General features: G+C 58.0%; 2 rRNA genes. Both read left to right on the top strand.

Features of this window, described 5'->3' with window-relative positions:
* Nucleotides 1-47: 47 nt before the first annotated feature.
* Nucleotides 48-3,150, top strand: a 23S ribosomal RNA gene (locus TR48_RS38000).
* A 66-nt stretch (nt 3,151-3,216) separates the two neighbouring features.
* Nucleotides 3,217-3,333: ribosomal RNA gene (gene rrf / locus TR48_RS37995) — 5S ribosomal RNA — on the top strand.
* The last annotated feature ends 7 nt before the right edge of the window (nt 3,334-3,340 follow it).

Here is a 3,340-nt window from a genome sequence, read left to right as displayed (position 1 = left end):
CCTTCTGGTCGTTGTTTGAGAACTGCACAGTGGACGCGAGCATCTATGGCCAAGTTATTAAGGGCGCACGGTGGATGCCTTGGCACCAGGAACCGATGAAGGACGTGGGAGGCCGCGATAGGCCCCGGGGAGCTGTCAACCGAGCTTTGATCCGGGGGTGTCCGAATGGGGAAACCCGGCAGTCGTCATGGGCTGTCACCCATACCTGAACACATAGGGTATGTGGAGGGAACGCGGGGAAGTGAAACATCTCAGTACCCGCAGGAAGAGAAAACAACCGTGATTCCGGGAGTAGTGGCGAGCGAAACTGGATGAGGCTAAACCATGGTGGTGTGAGACCCGGCAGGGGTTGCCATTGTGGGGTCGTGGGAGTGGGCTTCAGTCGTCTGCCGGCGGCTGGGCGAGTCAGAAACCGAGGATGTAGTCGAAGGGCATGCGAAAGGCCCGGCGTAGAGGGTAAGACCCCCGTAGGCGAAACATTCTCGGCTTGCTTGCTCATTTCCCAAGTAGCACGGGGCCCGAGAAATCCCGTGTGAATCTGGCGGGACCACCCGCTAAGCCTAAATATTCCCTGGTGACCGATAGCGGATAGTACCGTGAGGGAATGGTGAAAAGTACCGCGGGAGCGGAGTGAAATAGTACCTGAAACCGTGTGCCTACAAGCCGTGGGAGCCCTTTAGGGGTGACTGCGTGCCTTTTGAAGAATGAGCCTGCGAGTTTGCGGTGTGTGGCGAGGTTAACCCGTGTGGGGTAGCCGTAGCGAAAGCGAGTCCGAACAGGGCGTTTGAGTCGCATGCCCAAGACCCGAAGCGGAGTGATCTAGCCATGGGCAGGTTGAAGCGCGGGTAAGACCGTGTGGAGGACCGAACCCACCAGGGTTGAAAACCTGGGGGATGACCTGTGGTTAGGGGTGAAAGGCCAATCAAACTCCGTGATAGCTGGTTCTCCCCGAAATGCATTTAGGTGCAGCGTCGTGTGTTTCTTGCCGGAGGTAGAGCACTGGATAGGCGATGGGCCTCACCAGGTTACTGACCTTAGCCAAACTCCGAATGCCGGTAAGTGAGAGCACGGCAGTGAGACTGTGGGGGATAAGCTCCATGGTCGAGAGGGAAACAGCCCAGAACACCGGCTAAGGCCCCTAAGCGTGTGCTAAGTGGGAAAGGATGTGGAGTCGCAGAGACAACCAGGAGGTTGGCTTAGAAGCAGCCACCCTTTAAAGAGTGCGTAATAGCTCACTGGTCAAGTGATTCCGCGCCGACAATGTAGCGGGGCTCAAGTACACCGCCGAAGCCGTGTCATTCACACAGAAGCCCCAACGGGTGTGTGGATGGGTAGGGGAGCGTCGTGTGCCGGGTGAAGCCGCCGAGGAATCGAGTGGTGGACGGTACACGAGTGAGAATGCAGGCATGAGTAGCGATACAGGAGTGGGAAACTCCTGCGCCGATTGACCAAGGGTTCCTGGGTCAAGCTGATCTGCCCAGGGTAAGTCGGGACCTAAGGCGAGGCCGACAGGCGTAGTCGATGGACAACGGGTTGATATTCCCGTACCCGCTTTGAAGCGCCAACGGCGAACCTCTGAATGCTAAGGCCGTGAAGCCGCCCGGAGGTCTTCGGACCGAGGGGAGTGGTGGAGCCGCCGGCCCAACAGGGTAGTAGCTGAGCGATGGGGTGACGCAGGAAGGTAGTCCAGCCCGGGCGGTGGTTGTCCCGGGGTAAGGGTGTAGGCCGTGTGGTAGGCAAATCCGCCGCACATGGAGGCTGAGACCTGATGCCGAGCCGATTGTGGTGAAGTGGATGATCCTATGCTGTCGAGAAAAGCCTCTAGCGAGTTTCATGGCGGCCCGTACCCTAAACCGACTCAGGTGGTCTGGTAGAGAATACCGAGGCGTTCGGGTGAACTGTGGTTAAGGAACTCGGCAAAATGCCCCCGTAACTTCGGGAGAAGGGGGGCCGTTCCTGGTGACCGGACTTGCTCCGTGAGCTGGGGGTGGCCGCAGAGACCAGCGAGAAGCGACTGTTTACTAAAAACACAGGTCCGTGCGAAGCCGTAAGGCGATGTATACGGACTGACGCCTGCCCGGTGCTGGAACGTTAAGGGGACCGGTTAGCTTCATTTCGGTGGGGCGAAGCTGAGAACTTAAGCGCCAGTAAACGGCGGTGGTAACTATAACCATCCTAAGGTAGCGAAATTCCTTGTCGGGTAAGTTCCGACCTGCACGAATGGCGTAACGACTTCTCGACTGTCTCAACCACAGGCCCGGTGAAATTGCATTACGAGTAAAGATGCTCGTTTCGCGCAGCAGGACGGAAAGACCCCGGGACCTTTACTACAGCTTGATATTGGTGTTCGGTTCGGCTTGTGTAGGATAGGTGGGAGCCGGTGAAGCATCAACGCCAGTTGGTGTGGAGGCGTCGTTGAAATACCACTCTGGTCGTGCTGGATGTCTAACCTGGGTCCGTGATCCGGATCAGGGACAGTGTCTGGTGGGTAGTTTAACTGGGGCGGTTGCCTCCTAAATGGTAACGGAGGCGCCCAAAGGTTCCCTCAGCCTGGTTGGCAATCAGGTGTTGAGTGTAAGTGCACAAGGGAGCTTGACTGTGAGACCGACGGGTCGAGCAGGTGCGAAAGCAGGGACTAGTGATCCGGCGGTGGCTTGTGGAAGCGCCGTCGCTCAACGGATAAAAGGTACCCCGGGGATAACAGGCTGATCTTCCCCAAGAGTCCATATCGACGGGATGGTTTGGCACCTCGATGTCGGCTCGTCGCATCCTGGGGCTGGAGTAGGTCCCAAGGGTTGGGCTGTTCGCCCATTAAAGCGGTACGCGAGCTGGGTTTAGAACGTCGTGAGACAGTTCGGTCCCTATCCGCTGCGCGCGTTGGAGTCTTGAGAAGGGCTGTCCCTAGTACGAGAGGACCGGGACGGACGAACCTCTGGTGTGCCAGTTGTCCTGCCAAGGGCATGGCTGGTTGGCTACGTTCGGGAGGGATAACCGCTGAAAGCATCTAAGCGGGAAGCCTGCTTCGAGATGAGGACTCCCACCCACGTGATGGGGTAAGGCTCCCAGTAGACGACTGGGTTGATAGGCCGGATGTGGAAGCCCTGTGAGGGGTGGAGCTGACCGGTACTAATAGGCCGAGGGCTTGTCCATAGCTGCTACGCGTCCACTGTGCTGTTCTGAGACAGCGACCGAATCGATCGCATGATCTCATCGTGTTTCGGTGGTCATAGCGTGAGGGAAACGCCCGGTCACATTCCGAACCCGGAAGCTAAGCCTCACAGCGCCGATGGTACTGCAGGGGGGACCCTGTGGGAGAGTAGGACGCCGCCGAACAATCATT

This window comes from Streptacidiphilus neutrinimicus, assembly GCF_000787815.1.
GTDB classification, from domain to species: domain Bacteria; phylum Actinomycetota; class Actinomycetes; order Streptomycetales; family Streptomycetaceae; genus Streptacidiphilus; species Streptacidiphilus neutrinimicus.
Note: the sequence above shows the minus strand (reverse complement) of the source record. Positions and strands in the feature narration are given on the sequence as shown.